Annotated in this window: 5 protein-coding genes; all 5 read left to right on the forward strand. The window is 70.3% G+C overall.

The window, feature by feature from the left end; genetic code table 11:
- The first annotated feature begins 42 nt into the window (after positions 1–42).
- Genes ACIP5Y_RS19110 through ACIP5Y_RS19130 form a run of 5 tightly spaced genes read left to right on the forward strand, consistent with a single transcriptional unit; the run spans position 43 to position 18,786 of the window.
- Positions 43–10,308, forward strand: a complete 10,266-nt coding sequence (locus ACIP5Y_RS19110; protein ID WP_400351578.1) for a type I polyketide synthase — start codon at positions 43–45, stop codon at positions 10,306–10,308.
- A gap of 25 nt (positions 10,309–10,333) precedes the next feature.
- Entirely contained in the window at positions 10,334–16,495 is a 6,162-nt protein-coding gene (locus ACIP5Y_RS19115) for a type I polyketide synthase (protein ID WP_400351579.1), read from the forward strand.
- Between the two features lie 29 nt (positions 16,496–16,524).
- On the forward strand, positions 16,525–17,394 hold the full coding sequence (locus ACIP5Y_RS19120) for a 3-hydroxyacyl-CoA dehydrogenase family protein (RefSeq protein WP_400351580.1): 870 nt from the start codon (positions 16,525–16,527) through the stop codon (positions 17,392–17,394).
- Positions 17,395–17,404: 10 nt separating this feature from the next.
- Positions 17,405–17,680, forward strand: coding sequence for an acyl carrier protein (locus ACIP5Y_RS19125; protein WP_400351581.1), 276 nt, complete (start codon positions 17,405–17,407; stop codon positions 17,678–17,680).
- Positions 17,677–18,786 carry an acyl-CoA dehydrogenase family protein gene (locus tag ACIP5Y_RS19130; RefSeq protein WP_400351582.1) on the forward strand — a complete coding sequence of 370 codons (1,110 nt, stop codon included), beginning with the start codon at positions 17,677–17,679 and terminating at the stop codon, positions 18,784–18,786. The genes ACIP5Y_RS19125 and ACIP5Y_RS19130 overlap by 4 nt, the downstream gene beginning before the upstream one ends.
- Position 18,787: the final 1 nt, after the last annotated feature.

The following is an 18,787-nucleotide window of genomic DNA, read 5'->3' on the forward strand; positions in this document are numbered from 1 at the left end:
GACAGTGGACCGGCGTGGTCCCCGACGAATCGTAGGAGCACGGTGACCGAGCAGAAGCTTCGTGAATACCTGAATCGGGTCACGATCGACCTGCAGCGCACCCGCCGGCAACTCGCCGACGCCGAGGGCGCCGGACACGAACCGATCGCGATCGTCGCCATGAGCTGCCGCTTCCCCGGCGGCGTACGCACTCCCGAACAACTGTGGGAGCTGCTGACCGAGGGGCGTGACACGACCACTGCGGTGCCGGAGGACCGCGGCTGGGATCTCGCACAACTCAGCGCCGGAAATGTGTCGTGCCGTGGCGCTTTCATCGACGGGGTCGCCGACTTCGATGCCGCGTTCTTCGCGGTCTCCCCGCACGAGGCGACCGCGATGGATCCGCAGCAAAGACTCCTGCTGACCGCCGTCTGGGAGGCCATCGAGCGCGCCGGCATCGATCCGGCGGCCCTGCGCGGCAGCGCCACCGGCATCTACGCCGCTGCCGTCGACCAGGGATACGCCCAGGTGGCCCTGGCCGCCCCTGAGGCCGTACGGAACTTCATCGTCACCGGCAACTCGATGAGCGTGCTGGCGGGTCGCGTGTCCTATGCGCTCGGGCTCGAAGGACCGGCGCTGACGGTGGACACCGCATGCTCGTCCTCACTCGTCAGCGTGCACCTGGCCACCCAGGCCCTGCGCCGGCGCGAATGCACGCTGGCCCTGGCCACCGGCGTCACGGTGATGTCGCTGCCGCTGGTCTACGCCGAATTCGGCAGGCAGGGCGCGATGTCCGCCGACGGCCGCTGCAAGGCGTTCTCGGCCACCGCGGACGGCACCGGCTGGGGTGAAGGCGTCGGAGTCCTGCTGCTGGAACGGCTTTCGGACGCACAACGCAACGGGCATCCGGTGCTGGCCGTGATCCGCGGATCGGCCCTCAACCAGGACGGCGCCAGCAACGGCCTGACCGCCCCGAACGGACCCTCCCAGCAGCGCCTGCTGCGGGCCGCGCTGGCCGATGCCGGACTCACCGCCGCGGATGTGGACGCCGTCGAAGCCCACGGCACCGGAACCACATTGGGCGACCCCATCGAAGCGGACGCGCTGTTGGCCACCTACGGCCAGGACCGGCCTGCGGACCGGCCGCTGTGGCTGGGCTCCCTGAAATCGAACATCGGCCACACCCAGGCCGCGGCCGGAGTGGCGGGCGTCATCAAAACCGTGCTGTCCCTCGAACACGGCATCCTGCCGGGCTCGCTGCACATCACCGAACCCACCACGCACGTCGATTGGTCGGCCGGCAATGTCCGGCTTCTCACCGCGAGCCGCCCGTGGCCGCAGACCGGAAGACCCAGGCGCGCGGGCGTTTCAGCTTTCGGCATGAGCGGTACCAACGCCCACGTGATCCTCGAACAGGCACCCGCCCTCGAACCGGCCTCTGAAGCCGGCGATCACCGGCCGCATGTACCCGCCGCTCCGTACCTGCTGGCTGGTCGCACTCCCGCCGCACTGCGCGATCAGGCAGTGCGACTGTCCGGCTTACTGTCCGCCGAATCGTGCCCGGAGCTGGCTGATATCGGGTTCTCGTTGGCCACCACTCGGACGGCCTTCGAACATCGTGCCACTGTGATCGCGTCGGATCGCGCCGAGCTGCTCGCCGGTCTGGGTGCGATCGCTCGCGACGCTGACGCGGTGGGTCGATCGAGTGCGTCGAATATCGTTGTCGGCGAGGCCGACTCGAACGTCGGCCGGACTGCCCTGGTGTTCCCCGGGCAAGGTGCCCAGTGGGAGGGCATGGCCCGCGCTCTCCTCACGGAGTCACCGGTTTTCGCCGCCTCGATCGCCGAATGCGAGCAGGCCCTGACCGGGCTGGTGGACTGGTCGCTGACCGACATTCTGCGTGGTGTGCCCGATGCGCCGTCGCTCGAGCGCGTCGATGTCGTGCAGCCCGCTTTGTTCGCGATGATGGTTTCCCTTGCGGCGCTGTGGCGTTCGTGGGGCATCGAGCCCGCCGCGGTCGTCGGGCACAGCCAGGGCGAGATCGCGGCCGCAGTGGTGGCGGGCGGGCTCTCCCTCGCAGACGGCGCGAAGGTGGTCGCGCTGCGCAGTCGCGCGATCGGTGCGTTGGCCGGACGCGGCGGAATGGTGGCCCTGGCACTCGGGCGCGACGCCGCCGAGACAGCGATCGCCGCCTGGAGTGGTCGTCTCTCGGTGGCGGCCGTCAACGGGCCCGCCGCGGTCGTCGTCTCCGGTGATCCGGACGCCCTCGCCGAACTGGTCGCCCACTGCACCGAACGCGGCGTGCGCGCCACAACGGTGCCCGTCGACTACGCCTCGCACTCGGCCCACGTCGAAGCGATCCGCGATGAGCTGCTGACGGTGCTCGCCGATATCGCACCGCAGACCGGCCGCATCCCATTGTTCTCGACCCTCACCGGCGACTGGCTGGACACCGCCGAGATGGACGCCGGCTACTGGTATCGCAACCTGCGCAACACCGTTCGATTCGACACCGCAATCGAGACCCTGGCGCGACAGGGACACGACGTATTCGTCGAGGCCTCTCCGCACCCTGTCCTGACCATGCCGATCCAGGACACCATCGAGGCCGCGGGCCTGCACGCCGCAGCGGTGACAGGCACTCTCCGGCGCGACGAAGGTGATCTGCGGCAGGTACTGGCCGCCGCAGCCGAACTCTGGGTGCGCGGCGTAACCATCGACTGGACAACAGCTTTCGCCGGCGCCCACACGGTCGCCCTGCCCACCTACCCATTCCAGGAGCGGCGCTACTGGCCGGAACCCGCCGAGCCGACCAGCGACCGCGGCGTCCCCGCCGACAACGGCTTCTGGGATCTCGTCGACCGTGGCGACCCGGACGAAATGGCCAGGGTGCTCGCCGTCGATGCCGAACCGCTCGCGAAGGTGCTGCCCGCGCTCGACGCCTGGCGTCGAGGCCGCACCGAACCCGTTGACCCACTGCGCTATCGCATCGCATGGCGCCGCCTCGCCGACCCGTCCGCGGCGGTTCTCACCGGTCGGTGGTTACTCGTGCTGCCCGCAGGGGAGGGCGAATCCACTCACGCCCGATGGATCACGCGCACCCTGACCGACCTCGGCGCCGAGGTCGACCACATCGAACTCGCCGACACCGACGCCGACCGCAAACGGATCGCCGCGCGGCTCGTCGACTGTGAGGGGACTGCCGCGCGCTTCGCTGACCGTCCCGCGCCGACCGGCATCATCTCGCTGCTGGCCGTCGCCGAGCATCCGCACCCGCAGTATCCGGCTCTGCCTGCGGGCCTGGCATTGACTGTCGCTCTGCTGCAAGCGCTTTCGGATGCCGGCTGGACGGCTCCGCTGTGGTGTGTGACCGCCGGCGCGGTCACCACCGGCGCTGCCGATCCGCTCAACGCTCCTCGGCAGGCGATGGTTTGGGGTACCGGCTTGGTTGCCGCCCTCGAACACCCTCAGCGGTGGGGTGGGCTGCTGGATCTGCCGGCGGAACCGGATGATCTCGCGCGGCTGCGCTTCGGCGCTGCCTTGAGCGGGGCGGGCGATGTCGCGGGTGAAGATCAGCTTGCGCTGCGGCCGGGCGGATTGTTCGCCCGGAGGTTGGTGCGCGCCCCCCGTCCAGCGGCAGTTCGCCCCGTCGCGGGATCGGGTGACACTGCGCCGGCCGGGCCCGACAGTCGGGACCGTCAGCCGTGGCGTCCGCGTGGCACCGTGCTGCTGACCGGTGGGACCGGTGCCGTGGGTGGGCATCTCGCTCGCTGGCTGGCGCGCGGTGGCGCCGAGCATGTGGTGCTGCCTGGCCGTCGTGGCGCGGACACGCCGACCGCCGGGCAGCTGCGTGCCGATGTCACCGCACTGGGCGCGCGGCTGAGCATGCCTGTGTGCGATATCGCCGATCGCGAGCAGGTCGAGCGGCTGCTCGCGGAACTCGATGCGCAGGGCACGCCGGTCACCGCGGTGGTGCACGCGGCCGCGTTCATCGCCCTCGCGCCGCTCGCGACCGCCCCGATCGGAGCGTTCGCTGATGTGGTGGCGGCCAAGGCTGCCGGTGCCGCCCATCTGGACGCCTTGCTCGACAGGGACCTCGACGCCTTCGTGCTGATCTCCTCGATCGCAGGCCTGTGGGGCAGTGGTGATCACGGCGCCTATGCCGCGGGAAACGCCTACCTGCATGCACTGGCTCAGCATCGCCGAGCCCGCGGACTGACCGCGACCACCGTGGACTGGGGTGTCTGGCGGACCGGCGATCCCGGAATCGCGCAGGACACTGACCTGTTCAAGCTGGACGAGCACGGCCTGCGCCGCATGGACCCGGGGACGGCCGTCGCCGCTCTGCAGCAGATCCTCGACGACGACGAGACGGTTGTCGCGATCGCCGATGTGGACTGGGAGAGGTTCGCTCCTGTCTTCGCATCGCATCGTCCCAGCGCGCTACTGCGCAGCATTCCCGAGGCCCGCGGCGCACTGCGGGGCTCGACCGCCGAAACGTCGGATCCGGTTGCGGCACAGCTGCGCCGGCGGCTGGAGCGGCAGTCCGCGCCCGAGCGGGCACGAGGCCTGCTCGACCTGGTCCGAGCCCAAGCGGCCGCGGTCCTCGGCCATGATTCGCCGCGACAAGTGCCGCCGGGCAAGGCATTCCAGGAATTGGGCTTCGCCTCGTTGACCGCGGTCGAGCTGCGCAACCGGCTCAATGCTGTGACCGGACTGCGGCTGCCCTCCTCGCTGGTCTTCGATCACCCGTCGTCGACCGCGCTCGCGGCATACCTCGAAACCGAACTGTTCGGCTCGCAGGCAGCCGATTCCACGCCCGTGACGTCCGATGCCACGGACGACGATGATCCGATCGCGATTGTCGCCATGAGCTGCCGCCTGCCCGGTGGCATCGACACCCCGGACAAACTGTGGCAACTGCTGCGCGAGGGCGGCGACACAGTCTGCGGCTTCCCCTCCGATCGAGGCTGGCCGGGGGAGGAAGAACTCTACGATCCGGACCCGGACAACCCCGGCACCACGACCACACGGCACGGTGGATTCCTCTCCGGCGCGGGAGAATTCGACGCGGGCTTCTTCGGCATCTCGCCGCGCGAGGCGGTCGCGATGGATCCGCAGCAGCGGCTGCTGCTCGAAACCTCCTGGGAGGCAATGGAACGCGCGGGCCTGGACCCCGACGCCTTGCGCGGTTCCCGGACCGGCGTCTACGTCGGCGTCAACTACGGTGACTACGGCGCCGCTGTCGCCAGGTCCGGGGAGGGCGAGGGGCATCTGCTCACCGGCAGCGCGCCGAGCATCGTGTCCGGCCGCATCGCTTACACCTTCGGTCTCGAGGGCCCCGCCATCACGGTCGATACCGCGTGCTCGTCCTCGCTGGTGGCGCTGCATACCGCGATGCGTGCACTGCGTGGCGGCGACTGCACGCTGGCGCTGGTCGGCGGTGTCGCGGTGATGTCCACGCCGGGTGCGATTCTGAGCTTCTCCCGGCAGCGCGGACTCGCGGCCGATGGGCGGTGCAAGGCTTTCGCTGAGGCGGCCGACGGTATGGGTATGGGCGAAGGGGTCGGCGTTCTGCTCGTCGAGCGCCTCTCCGATGCTCGACGCAACGGGCATCCGGTGCTGGCTGTACTGCGCGGTTCGGCCGTGAACTCCGATGGCGCCAGCAACGGGCTGTCCGCACCCAATGGTCCTTCGCAGCAGCGCGTTATCCGGGCTGCGCTGGCTGATGCGGGGCTGTCTGCCGCGGACGTCGATGTGGTGGAGGCGCACGGCACCGGCACCACCCTCGGTGACCCGATCGAAGCGCAAGCGCTATTGGCCACTTACGGTCAGGATCGACCCACTGAGCGACCGGTGCTGATCGGGTCGCTCAAGTCGAACATCGGCCACACCCAGGCTGCCTCCGGCGTTGCCGGGGTCATGAAAATGGTGCTGGCACTGCGCACCGCGCAGGTTCCGCGCACGCTGCACATCGACCGCGCGACCAGCCACGTCGACTGGGACACGGGTGCGGTCGCTCTCGCGACCGAACAGCTGCCGTGGCCGGAGACCGGACGGGTACGGCGGGCGGCCGTATCCTCCTTCGGACTCAGCGGCACGAACGCGCACGTCGTCCTGGAGCAGGCGCCGGAATCGGAAGCCGCGCAGGAGAATTCGGCGCGCGGGCCAATGGCGTGGGTGCTGTCCGCCCGAACCCCCGAGGCGCTCGCGGACCAGGCGATGCGGCTGCGGGAGCACGTGGATTCGGCCGGCAGTGCGGACGCCGCCGCGATCGGGCTGACGCTTGCTGGGCGCACCGCGTTCGCGCATCGCCGCGTACTGGTCGGCGGCGGCAGCGAACTTACCGCCGCCCTGCAGGCCGTGGCCGACGGAACCGACACGCCCGCAACGGTATCCGGCGTACAAGACACCGAGGGGCGGACGGTATTCGTCTTTCCGGGGCAGGGCTCTCAATGGGCGGGCATGGCGCGGGATCTCCTCGCCGAGTCACCGGTGTTCGCCGATCGGATGGCCGAATGCGATGCCGCCCTGTCCGCTCATGTCGACTGGTCACTGCTCGAGATGATCCGCTCGGCCGCGCCGCTGGACCGGGTGGACGTGGTGCAGCCGGTGCTGTTCGCGGTCATGGTGTCGCTGGCCGCCGTCTGGCGCTCCCACGGTGTCGAGCCCGACGCGGTGATCGGCCACTCCCAAGGTGAGATCGCCGCGGCCGTCGTCGCCGGCGGCTTGACACTGGCCGACGGCGCCAAGGTAGTGGCGTTGCGCTCGCGCGCGATCGGCGAACTCGCCGGATCCGGCGGGATGGTGTCGATCGCGCTGCCGCTACCGCAAGTGGAACAGCTGCTCGCCTCCTGGGCAGAACGACTGTCGGTCGCCGCGGTGAACGGGCCTGCGGCCGTGGTCGTCTCGGGTGAGACCGCCGCGATCACGGAACTGCTGAAAGCCTGTGACAGCGACGGTATCCGGGCCCGGCGCATCGATGTGGACTATGCCTCGCACTCGGCGCAGGTGGAACGGATCGAATCGGGGCTGCTCCGCGCTCTGGACACGATCACGCCGATCGCCGCCGATATCCCGCTGTACTCCACGGTGACGGGGGAGTGGCTCGACACCAGTGTCATGGGTGCTGCCTACTGGTATGAAAACCTTCGTCGCACAGTCGGTTTCGAACCTGCCGTGCGCGCCCTGGCGGAACAGGGCTACAGCACCTTCCTCGAAGTCAGTCCCCACCCGGTACTGACCATCCCGATCGAGGAAACCCTCGACGCCGCCGAGCGCGACGGTTCCGTACTCGGCACCCTGCGCCGGGACGAGGGCGACCTGCGCAGGCTGCTGCTCTCCCTCGGCGAGGCATGGTCCTGCGGCCGACCGGTGAACTGGCAGGCGTTCTTCCCGAACACCCAGCGCACCGACCTGCCGACCTATCCCTTCCAGCATCGCCACTACTGGGCGCTGCCCACCGCCGGAGCAGGCGGTGCCGACGTGGCTGCCGCAGGCCTGGACACGGCCGGACATCCGCTACTGAGTGTCACCGCGGAGGTCGCCGACACCGGTGAGATCCTCTGCAGTGGAAGGCTTTCCATCCGCACCCACCCGTGGCTGGCCGACCACGCCATCTCCGATGTGGTGCTGCTGCCCGGTGCCGCCTTCGTCGAACTGGCACTGCACGCCGCCGCCGAAGCAGGCTGCGCCGTACTCGGCGAACTGACCCTGGAAGCGCCGCTCGTCCTGCCCGCCACTGCGGCGGTGCGCATTCAAGTGCGAGTCGGCGCGCCTGACGAGGCAGGCGAACGCACCCTCACCATCCACTCCCGGCCGGACGACGGACCGGATCCCCGCTGGATCCGCCATGCCGCCGGCACCGTGACCGAGCACGCCACCCCGCCCGCCGCCGAGTCGGAGGCCTGGCCGCCGCCGGGAGCCACACCGATCCCGGTCGAGGACCTCTACGACCGTTTCGGAGAATCCGGCTACCACTACGGCCCCGCCTTCCGCAGCGTCCGCGCCGCCTGGCGCCGCGACAACGAGGTCTTCACCGAAATCCGCCTGCCGGAAGACGACGACCTGGCCGCCATCTCCTATGGCATCCACCCCGCCCTGCTCGATGCCGCGCTCCACGGCATCTGGCTGGGCGCCACCGACGGAACCGAGCCCGAGGCCGGCACGGCGCGAGTCCCGTTCTCCTGGAACCAGGTGACCCTGTACGCGGCCGGAGCGACACAGCTCCGGATCCGCCTGTCCTTCGCCCCTGACGGCGATGTGACCATCCACGCCACCGACTTCCACGGCCACGCGGTTGCTTCGGTCGAAGCCTTGGCGGTCCGCCCGATCCGCACCGACGCCCTGCGCGTCACCGGGGCACCCGACGCCTTGTTCCGTGTGGACTGGACGCCATTGCCCGGCCTCGGCAACGAGCTACCCGCCGCCGGGCGGTGGGCGGCCCTCGCGCCGCTGCACACCCGCGCCGATCTCGAAGCCGGATCCGACCGGCAGGCACCCGAATTCGGGGCGCTGTCGGTGCTGCCGGATACCTATGCCGACCTCGGTGCCCTCGGCGCCGCGATCGACCGAGGTGCGCCGGTACCGGACGCGGTCCTCATCGAATGCCGCTGCACCGGTGTCGATTCCGCATCCGTGCGGGCAGTGACGGCGAACGGGCTGGCGTTGATCCAGCAGTGGCTGGCCGACGATCGGTACGCGGACAGCCGCCTGGTCTTGGTGACCAGCGGTGCCGTCGAGGTGTCTCCCGGCGAGGGCACACCCGACCTGGCGAGCGCGGCATTGCGTGGACTCGTCCGCTCGGCACAATCCGAATATCCGGATCGCTTCGTGCTGGCCGACGCCGCGGACCCGGTGGAATTGCTCGCGCTGCTGCCCGCGGGGCTGGCTGCCGGCGAGCCGCAGATCGCCGTCCGCGCAGGCGGTTTGCGCGCCGCCAGGCTGATGCGGGCCCCCGCGCCCGCCGCGGACGCCGCACCGTTCGATCCGTCGGGCACGGTCCTGATCACCGGCGCGAGCGGTGTGCTCGGTGGACTGGTGGCGCGGCATCTGGTGCGCGAGTACGGGATTCGCAGACTGCTTCTGCTCGGCCGCCGGGGTGCGGACACACCGGAGGCCGCCGCGCTGGCCGCCGATCTCGGCGCGCTCGGTGCCCGAGCGGAGTTCGTCGCCTGCGATGTCGCGGACCGCGGGCAGCTCGCGGCGGCTCTGGCGCAGGTTTCCCCGGCGCATCCGCTGACCGCTGTCGTGCACGCGGCGGGCGTGCTGGACGACGGGATCGTGCCGTCCATGACCCCCGAGCGCCTCGCCACGGTCTTGCGGCCCAAGGTCGACGGCGCCCTGCACCTGCACGAGCTGACGCGCGATCTACCGCTGTCCGCGTTCCTTTTGTTCTCCTCAGCCGCCGGTGTCATCGGCAATGCGGGACAGGCCAATTACGCCGCCGCCAACGCGTTCCTGGACGCCCTGGCGAGCAGCCGGCGCGCACAGGGCCTGCCCGCGCAATCCATCGCGTGGGGGCTGTGGGAGCAACGCAGCGCCATGACCGGCGGTCTCGGCGACGCCGGACGTGAGCGGATGACCCGCGGCGGTGTCGCGGCCTTCTCCGACGCCGAGGGTCTCGCACTGTTCGATGCGGTACTGCGCCAGGACTCGGCCTTGCTGGTGCCCGTGCGCCTGGACCTGGGCCGGCAGCGTCCGGCCACAGCCGCCGAAGTGCCCGCCTTGCTGCGTGGCCTGATCCGCGGTGTGGTCCGGCCGATGGCAGCCACCGCCGTTGCCGCCGAAGCGAACACCCTGCGCCGCCGCCTCACCGAGGTGAATGCGCGGGAGCGGAAGACGTTGCTGGAAGACCTCGTCCGGGAGAAGGTCGCCCGCGTGCTCCGGTATCCCGGTGTGGCCGAGGTCGATCCGGAACTCGCCTTCCAAGAGCTCGGATTCGACTCGCTGACCGCGGTCGAACTGCGCAACCAGCTCACCGCGGTGACCGGATTGCGATTGCCCGCGACACTCGTCTTCGACCATCCGACACCCGAGGCCGTGGCGGCCTACATCGCCGAACGCCTGGCCCCTGCGACAACAGCACCGGCAGCCGATCCCGGCAACGGGTCCGGCGCCATCGACGACGAATCGGTGCGCCGCATGCTCGCGGCGATCTCGCCGCAGCGCCTGCGCTCGGCCGGCCTGCTCGACGCGCTGCTGCGACTGGGGGAGCCGCCGTCACAGCGACCGACATCGGACGAGCCGGAATCGATCGCGGCTGAATCGATCGCGGACATGGATGTGGACGGTCTGGTCCGCATGGCCCTCGGTGACGGCCGTGCCTGACCGGATCGACAGCGAAAGGACTGCTATGACAACGGACCAGGTGGTCGAGGCGCTCCGCGCCTCCCTGCTGGACAACCAGCAACTGCGCCAGGAGAACCGCAAACTCGCCGAGCAGACGCGGGAGCCGATAGCGATCGTCGGCATGAGCTGCCGATTCCCCGGCGGCGTACGGACACCGGAAGACCTGTGGCAGTTGCTGATCGACGAGCGCGACGGCGTCACGCCCGTCCCCGCCGATCGCGGCTGGGACCTGCCGCAGCAACCCGGCGCCCCCGCCCTCGCAGGCGGATTTCTGCACGACGCAATGGAATTCGACGCCGGATTCTTCGGAATCTCGCCCCGCGAAGCCTTGGCGATGGACCCGCAACAGCGACTGCTGCTCGAGGTCTGCTGGGAGAGCATCGAGCGCGCGGGCATCGATCCGCAGCGCCTGCGCGGCGGCGACACCGCCGTCTTCGCGGGCGTCATCAACAGCGATTACGGCAGCCGCCTCGGCCACACTCCCGAGGACCTGGCCGGATTCCTCGGCACCGGAACCATTCCCAGCGTCGTCTCCGGCCGCGTCGCCTACCTGCTCGGGCTGCAGGGACCCGCGGTCAGCCTCGACACCGCCTGCTCGTCGTCCCTGGTGGCGATTCACCTGGCCTGTCAGGCCCTGCGGGCGGGTGACACCTCGCTCGCTCTCGCCGGCGGCGTCACCGTGATGTCCGCGCCCGGCGTGCTCAGCGGTGCCGCGCGGCAGGGCGGGCTGGCCCGCGACGGCCGTTGTAAATCGTTCTCCGACAGCGCCGATGGCGCCGCCTTCGGTGAAGGCGCGGGCATGATCCTGCTCGAGCGGCTCGGCGACGCGCGACGCAACGGTCGTCCGGTCCTGGCGGTCATTCGCGGCTCGGCCGTCAACCAGGACGGCGCGAGCAACGGCCTGACCGCCCCCAACGGCCCGGCACAGGTCCGCGTCATCCGAAAAGCCTTGCACAACGCGGGTTTGTCACCCGCGGAGGTCGATGCGCTCGAGGCGCACGGCACCGGCACCGTGCTCGGTGATCCGATCGAGGCGCAGGCCGTGCTCGAGGTGTACGGCCGGGATCGTCCGATGGGGCGCGCACTGCTGCTGGGCTCACTGAAATCCAATCTGACGCACACCCAGGCCGCGGCCGGAGTCGGCGGAGTCATCAAGATGGTGCTCGCCATGCGCCACGGCCTGCTGCCGCGGTCGCTGCACATCGAGCAGCCGAGCGCGCAAATCGACTGGAGCCAAGGCGATGTCGCGCTACTGACGACAGCCAGACCGTGGCCACTCACCGGGCAGCCACGACGGGCCGCGGTGTCCTCCTTCGGGGCCAGCGGCACCAATGCGCATCTCGTCCTCGAATCCGCGGCCGGCGACGCGGATACCGTGCCACCGGCCGGCGCCGAGGGCCCGACGGCGTGGCTCTTGTCCGCCCGGACACCGGCCGCCCTGCGCGCACAGGCCGAACGACTGCACGCCCATGTGAGCGCCGACCCTGCTCTGCGGCCCGCGGATATCGGAAGGTCGCTGGCACTCGGCCGATCCCGATTCGGTGAGCGCGCGGTCGTGGTCGGCGCCGACCGCACCGAACTGCTGGACGCCCTGGCCGAAGTCGCGCACGCGGACAGCGATCACCCCGGCGCCACCGCCGGAAAGCCCGGCAAGGTCGTCTTCGTCTTCCCGGGACTCGGTGCGGAGTGGCCGGGCATGGCCGCCGAATTGCTGGACAGCTCACCGGTTTTCGCCGCCCGTATGGCCGACTGCGCCCGCGTGCTCGCGAACCACCTCGACTGGTCACCCGTCGCGGTGCTGCGGCAGGAGCCCGGCGCACCCTCGATCGACCAGGTCGAAGCCCTTCAGCCGGTGCTGTTCTCGGTGCTGGTGTCCCTCGCGGCCGTATGGCAGGCCCACGGCATCGAACCCGCCGCCGTAATCGGGCACAGCCAAGGCGAAGTCGCCGCGGCCTGCGTCGCGGGGATCCTGTCCCTGGAGGACGCCGCCGCGATCGCGGTCGCCCGCAGCCGCGCCCTGTCCGCCGTCACCGGCGGCGGCGCCATGGCCACCGTGCTGCTCACCGCCGACGAGGCGGAGAAACTGATCGACGGATACGACTGCCGCCTCTCGATCGCCGCGGTCAACGGCCCGCGCGTGGTGGTGCTCGCCGGCGAAGCGGCCGCCCTCGATGAATTCCTCGCCGACTCCGACGATGTGATGGCCTTCCGCGCCCCGATCGACTACGCCCCGCATTCCGCTGTCGTGGATTCGGTGCGTGACCCCCTGCTCGCCGCGCTCGCAACCGTGACGCCGGGCCCGGGCACCGTCCCGATGCTGTCCACCACCGACGCCGACTGGGCGCGCCCCGCCGAGCTGGGACCGGAGTACTGGTTCCGGAACCTGCGCCAGACAGTGCGTTTCCACGACGGTCTCCGGATCCTCTTCGATGCGGGCTACCGGACCTTCGTCGAAGTCGGCCCGCACCCCACCCTGACCTTCAATATCCAGGACGCCGCCGCCGAAGCCGGTCTCGACGGCCTCACCGTCCTCGAAACCCTGCGTCGCGGCGAGGGCGACATGCACCGCCTGCTCACGGCTTTCGGTCAAGCACACGTGTCCGGCCTGCCGATCGACTGGCGTCCGGTATTCGAGCAGGCCGGCGCGCGGCGTGCGGACCTGCCGACCTACGCCTTCCAGCGCACCCGCTACTGGCTCGACCCGGCCCCGGCGGGCGGCGATCCTGCCGCCATCGGCCAGGACGACCCGCACCATCCGCTACTCCGCGCCGCGGTCGATCTACCCGATTCCGCCGGAACGGTTTTCACCGGCCGCCTCTCGGTATCGGCGCAGCCTTGGCTGGCCGACCACGCCGTACGCGGCACGATCCTGCTCCCCGGCGTCGCCTACCTCGAGATGGCCGCCCACGCGGGCCGCCACCTCGGCTGCGAACTGATCGAGGAACTCACCCTCTCCGCACCCCTGGTACTCGCCGGTGAACCCGACGGCCGCGCCGTCCGGCTGCGGCTCACGGTCGGCGCCCCGGAGCCGACGGGCCGACGCACGGTCGAAATCCATTCGCAGCCAGAAGACTCCGACTCCGAGACGGAATGGACCGCCCACGGCAGCGGTGTGTTGGCCGAGGTTCTGCCCGAGTCGATTACACCCGCAGAAACGGAATCGGTGCCGGAATCATCGGCATCGTCCGCACTCTCGACCCAGCCGATGTCGTGGCCGCCGGCGGGCGCACGGCAGCTGGGAGTCGAGCGGCTCTACAGCGTGCTGGAGGCGCGAGGTGTGGAGTACGGGCCCGCTTTCCGTGGTCTGCGCGCCGCGTGGTCGTCCGGTGCGGAGATCTTCGCCGAGGTCGCACTGCCCGACACCGTGGCCGACGGGTTCGGTGTGCACCCCGCACTGCTCGATGCCTTCCTGCACACCATCACGCTGCGCAACGCCGCCGCCGATACGGATCCGGACGCGCAGCCCGCGGCCTCCGGTGTGCCCCTGCCCTTTTCGTGGCAGGACGTGCGGATCCGGTCCGATGTTCCGGCAGGCGGTGTGTTGCGTGTCGTGCTGCGCCCGCAAGGTGCGGACGCGGTCTCGCTCGAGGTCACCGATGCGGACGGGCGACCGGTCGTGACCGTCGGCACGCTGGCCATGCGCACCGCGTCCTTCGATTCCCTGCGCGCCCCGACCGATTCGCTGTTCCGTGTCGAATGGCCCCTGCTCGACCCTTCCGTCACCACCGGGACGCCGCTGCCGGCGGCTCGCTGTGCCGTCATCGACGGCGGAGACGAGTGGCTGTCATCCGTGGCCCAGCTCGGTGCAGGTGATGAACCAGTGGGTCTCGATGCAGTGCTACTGCCTTGTCCGCCGGCGGACTTCGATGTAGAGACGGTGCACGCTGTCACCGCGAAGGTGCTGAACCACCTCCAGACCTGGCTGGCCCGGCCCGCCGCAGAGTGCCCGCAACTGGTCATCGTGACCCGTGGCGCCGTGGATCTGGGCGAGCCGCCCATCGATATCGCGGGTGCTGCCGTCTGGGGTCTGGTTCGCTCTGCCCAGCAAGAGAATCCGGACCGGTTCGTCCTCTTGGACACCGACGATGCCACTGCCACAACAGAACTGCTCGCCGCCGTGCTGGCCAGTGGCGAACCGCAGGTCGCGCTCCGAGCCGGAGCGATCCACGTCCCGCGGCTGACCCGCGTGCGCGCAGCGACCGAACCGGGCGAATCCTTCGACGGCACCGGCACCGTCCTGCTGACCGGAGGCACGGGCACGCTCGCCGGCATCCTCGCCCGGCACCTGGTAACGGCACACGGCGTGCGTCATCTCCTGCTGATCGGCCGTCGCGGCCCGGCGGCCTCGGAGGAATTGGTCACCGAGCTGACCGAATTGGGCGCGCGGGTGACCGTCGAATCCTGCGATGTCACCGATCGTGCCGCCGTCGATGCGCTGCTTGCGGGCATCCTGGACGAGCATCCACTGACCGCGGTCGTGCACACGGCCGGCGTCATCGACGATGCCGTACTGGGCGATGTCACCCCCGAACGCCTGAGCGCGGTACTGCGACCCAAGATCGACGGCGCCTGGAATCTGCACGAGGCCACGCTCGGCCTGCCATTGCGTGCGTTCGTGGTGTATTCGTCGATCGCCGGTGTCCTCGGCGGACCCGGGCAGTCGGCGTACGCGGCCGCCAATGTCGCCATGGACGCCTTGATGGCCACCCGCCACCGCGCGGGCCTCCCGGCCAAGTCGCTGGCCTGGGGTCTGTGGGAGCAGCGCAGTGATCTCACCACGACACTCTCCGAGGTTGATCTGAATCGTATGTCCCGCAGTGGTATTCGAGGCCTGTCCGCCGAAACCGGGGCTGCTCTCTTCGATGCGGCACACGCCGTGCCCGATCCGCTGCTGGTCCCCGCCGACCTCGACCTCGCCGCCCTGCGCGGCGGCCCGGTACCGCCGCTGCTGCGCACGCTCGTGCGCTCCCCGCGCCGGTCGCAGCCCACCACCGACGACCGGCTGCGCGACCGCCTCGCCACCGCGAGCACCGAGGAACAACCGGCCATCCTGCTGGAAACGGTGCGGCAGTACGCCGCCCGAATCCTCGGGCACGACGACGCCACCGCGATCGGCGCCGACGACCAGTTCCTATCGGTCGGATTCGACTCACTGACCGCACTGGAGCTACGCAACCGCCTGGCCGCGGCCCTCGGCGTCGCCCTGCTCCCGACGGTCGTCTTCAGCAGCGGCACCCCGGCCAAACTCGCCGAACTGGTAGCCGCGGAATGGAAGTCGGCGCCGACAGATCCACAGGCCGCGGCGCCACAGGCACCGAGCGTGACCGACGCCGACCCGGTCGGTACCCTGTTCCGCCGGCTGGGCCGACGAGGCAAGGCCGACGAGGCCATCGATCTGCTCAAGAACGCCTCCGCCCTGCGTGCCGAATTCCACTCCGCCGCCGAACTACGCGGCACCGACGAACCGCCGCGGCTGATCCGGATCACCACCCATGACGCTGCCCCCGAGCTGGTATGTCTCGGTTCCCTGGTAGCACTCGGCGGCGGCCACCAGTACGCCCGATTCGTCGCACAGTTCCGCGGCACCTACGGCGCCAGCGCCCTGTCGGCTCCGGGTTTCGTTGCCGCCGAGCGCCTTCCGTCGAGCATGGAAGCGCTCTTCGACTACCAGGCCGAGGAGATTCTGGAACAGGTCGGCGGTGACCGTCCGCTGGTCCTGCTCGGTTCCTCCTCGGGCGGCATCGTCGCGCACGGCGTGGCCGCGCAGCTCGAGCAGCGCGGTGTCCGCCCGGCCGCCGTCGTCCTGCTCGACACCTATCTGTCCTCGGACAAGGCGATGACCCAGTTCAACAACGTGCTCCTGCAAGGCATGTTCGATCGCGAGGAACAGGCCGTCCCGATGGACGATGCCCGCCTCACCGCGATGGGCAAGTACTTCCGCCTCCTCGACGACTACCGCCCGCCGCTGGCCGCGGCGCCCACCCTGCTGGTGCGGGCCTCGAGCCCGCTCGGCGAATCGGCGCCCGCAGTGGGTGATTGGCGTTCGAGCTGGCCGGGCGCGCACACGGTCGTCGATGTGCCCGGCGATCACTTCTCGATCCTGGAGCAGCATTCGGCGACCACCGCCGGCGCCGTCTCCGACTGGCTCGAAGAGATCCTGTCCTGACCGAAATATATTGAGAGGAAGGCTCATTGATGAAAACGGAACCCGAGTCCGGCGCCGGCGGGCAGCTCATCGCAGTGGTGGGCGCCGGTGTCATGGGTGTCGGTATCGCCACCCTCGCACTGGTTCGCGGGCTGCCGGTCATCCTGGTCGATGTCGACGACACCCGCCTGAGCGAGGCCCACACCAAGATCGCGGCGGAACTGCGGATGGCCCAGCTGATGGGCCAGCTCGCCGACGACGAGGCCGCCGGCGCGCTGACGACCACCACCGCGATCGCCGACCTCGCGCCCGCCACCGTGGTCATCGAGGCGACGACCGAGGACCTCGCGGTCAAGGCGAAGGTATTCGCCGAGATCTCCGCGGTGGTGGCCCCCGGCACCCCGCTGGTCTCGAACACCTCGTCCATCCCGATCGACGAGCTCGCCGCTTTCGCACAGCGGCCCGAGGACGTGGTGGGCACCCATTTCATGAACCCGCCGTACCTGATTCGCACGGTCGAGGTCATTCGCGGCGTCCGCACCGGCGGGCACACCATGGCCGCGCTCTCGGGTGCGCTCACCGCACTGGGCCAGGATCCCGTCGTCGTCCGGGACACCCCGGGCTTCGTCACCAGCCGTGTCCTGCACCCGATGATCAACGGCGCGGCCCGCGTCGTCGAGCAGGGCACCGCCACCGCCGAGGACGTCGACGCACTGATGGAGAACTGCCTCGGCCACCGCACCGGGCCGCTGCGCACCGCCGACCTGATCGGCATCGACAACCTCGTCGATTCGCTGCAGGTGCTCTACGACCGCACCGGTGACGAGGGCTGCCGCCCCTGTGACCTGCTGCTGGAGAAGGTCCGGCTGGGCCACCACGGCCGCAAGTCCGGCCGCGGTTTCTACGAGTACACGAACTGAGGAGAAGGCAATGGACGCAACGAATATCCGGACCGAGCAGGCGGAAAGCACGGACATCCAGCAGGATGTGCTGACCTTCCTGGACAACCAGACCAAGCGATCCTGGGGCCCGGAGGCCGATCTGTTCGCGGCCGGCGGCCTGTCCTCCCTGTTCGCCATGCAGCTCGTGGTGTTCCTGGAGCAGACCTACGGCATCGCCATCCGCGGAAAAGACCTGCGCCTGGACAACTTTCGCACCGTGGTGAACATGGTGGCACTGGTGGAGCGGCTCCGGGGCGACCGGTGAGCGGCGGACTCACCGCCGCCCGCGAGGCGGCCACCGACCTGGTGGGCGACCAGGCCGAGCACTGGGACCGCAGCGGACTGCTGCCCCGGGACCTGCTGACCAAGCTCGGCGCTGCCGGATACCTGTGCCCGCAGGTCCCGGCGGGCCACGGCGGCCTCGGCTGGGACAGCGCCCTCGACGGCGAGTTCACCGCGCATGTCGGCAGCCTGTGTTCCTCGCTGCGCAGCATCATGACCTCGCAGGGCATGGCGGCCTGGACCATCGCGCGGCTCGGCACCGAGCAGCAGCAGGCCGAATTCCTGCCCCGCCTCACCGGCGGGGAACTGGCCGCGGTCGCTTTCAGCGAACCCGGCGCCGGCAGCGACCTGTCGGCCATCGGGACGCGCATAGTCCGGGACGGGGACTCGGTCGTCGTCGACGGTCACAAGACCTGGTCGACGGCCGCGGCATACGCCGATTTCGTTGTCGTCGTGGGCATTATGGACGACGGCGGCGCCGGCGCGGTGGTGGTCCCCACACGTGCGCCGGGTGTGCGGGTGGACCGCATCGACGATCCGCTGGGTTGTCGTGCGGCCGGTCATGCCGACCTGTACCTGACCCGGGTGCGGGTGCCCGCCGCGCACCTGCTCGGCGACGGCGGCCAGTTCCTGCCGCTGGTGGTGACGACGGCGCTCGCCTACGGCCGGATGTCCGTCGCCTGGGGGTGCGTCGGCATCCTGCGCGCGTGCCTGGCGGCCGCGGGAGCGCACGCCAGGTCGCGTGCGCAGTTCGGGCGGACGCTGGGCGGCCATCAGCTCGTCGCCCGGCACCTCGCCGACCTGCTGGTCGCCGAGCAGACCGCCGCCCGCGTCTGCGAGTACGCCAGCCGCTGCTGGGACGAGGGCTCGCCGGATCAGGTGTTCGCCACCGTGCTCGCCAAGCATGTCGGCGCCACCCAGGCGGCGCGCGGCGCCGCGGTCGCCGTGCAGGTCCTGGCCTCGGCCGGGACCCGGGACGGGCACGCGGTGGCGCGTGCGTACCGCGACGCCAAATGCATGGAAATCATCGAGGGCAGCAACGAGATGTGCCAGCTGCTGCTGGCCGATCACGTGCTGGCCAATGCCTGAC

The sequence above is a fragment of the Nocardia sp. NPDC088792 genome, assembly GCF_044750615.1.
GTDB lineage: Bacteria > Actinomycetota > Actinomycetes > Mycobacteriales > Mycobacteriaceae > Nocardia.

Excerpts from the sequence above, each read along its gene's own strand:
- ACIP5Y_RS19115 (WP_400351579.1), top strand. The coding sequence starts at position 10,334 with ATGACAACGGACCAGGTGGTCGAGGCGCTCCGCGCCTCCCTGCTGGAC.
- ACIP5Y_RS19120 (WP_400351580.1), top strand. The coding sequence starts at position 16,525 with ATGAAAACGGAACCCGAGTCCGGCGCCGGCGGGCAGCTCATCGCAGTG.
- ACIP5Y_RS19125 (WP_400351581.1), top strand. The coding sequence starts at position 17,405 with ATGGACGCAACGAATATCCGGACCGAGCAGGCGGAAAGCACGGACATC.